We start from the raw sequence: 770 nt of genomic DNA on the forward strand, positions 1-770 counted from the left end.
GGTACCCAAACCCATAACCACAGGCAGTACGCCAAACACCATATCGATAGCGTTGTGCACACCTTCTTTGAATACGGACTGAACAGATTTTACTTCTGCAGCGCGTTTTAGAGCTAAGTCCATGCCCCAAGAGAATGTCGTGTGACCTTCTGGCACTGCATCTACATCTTCTGCTGGCTTGCTGCCGTCAATGTAGCGGTCTTTTTTCAGGCTTAGAGGCGGCAAACGAGGAATGATAACCGCAGCCACGATACCTGCTAAACAGATAGCTCCGTAGAAAGGTAGGAACAGGTGTTCAAGTTGAACCTGAGCAATAACAACTAAGCTGAATGTGATCGATACCGCTGAGAACGTTGTACCAACAACTGCCGCTTCACGTTGAGTGTAGAACTTGTTTTCGTACTGCTTGCTTGTCAGTAGGATGCCCACACTGCCATCACCCAACCATGATGCCATACAGTCGATCGCACTACGGCCAGGTAGGTTAAATACTGGACGCATTACTTTACTTAATAGCGCGCCAAATAGCTCTAGAAGACCGAAGTTAAGTAGTAGAGGAAGCAGAAGGCCAGCAAAAATGAATACTGCGAATAGCGTTGGTAGAAGACCAGTTAAAACAAGGCCGCCCGTGTTTTCTTCCCAAATCGCTTTTGGACCTACTTGGAAGAACGTCATCAATACCGCAGCACCACCGATTAGGCGAACAACAAGCCAAAGTGGAGACGGGTTGAAAAGTCCGTTTAAGAAACCGTTACGAAGGATCGCTGCTG

General features: G+C 47.7%; 1 protein-coding gene. It reads right to left on the minus strand.

The annotated features are described in order from the left end of the window. On the minus strand, positions 1–770 hold a 770-nt coding region (locus R7Z47_RS24610; RefSeq protein ID WP_318130731.1), incomplete at both ends, for a YjiH family protein.

The sequence above is a fragment of the Vibrio sp. 1641 genome (assembly GCF_033339995.1).
Classification (GTDB): domain Bacteria; phylum Pseudomonadota; class Gammaproteobacteria; order Enterobacterales; family Vibrionaceae; genus Vibrio; species Vibrio alginolyticus.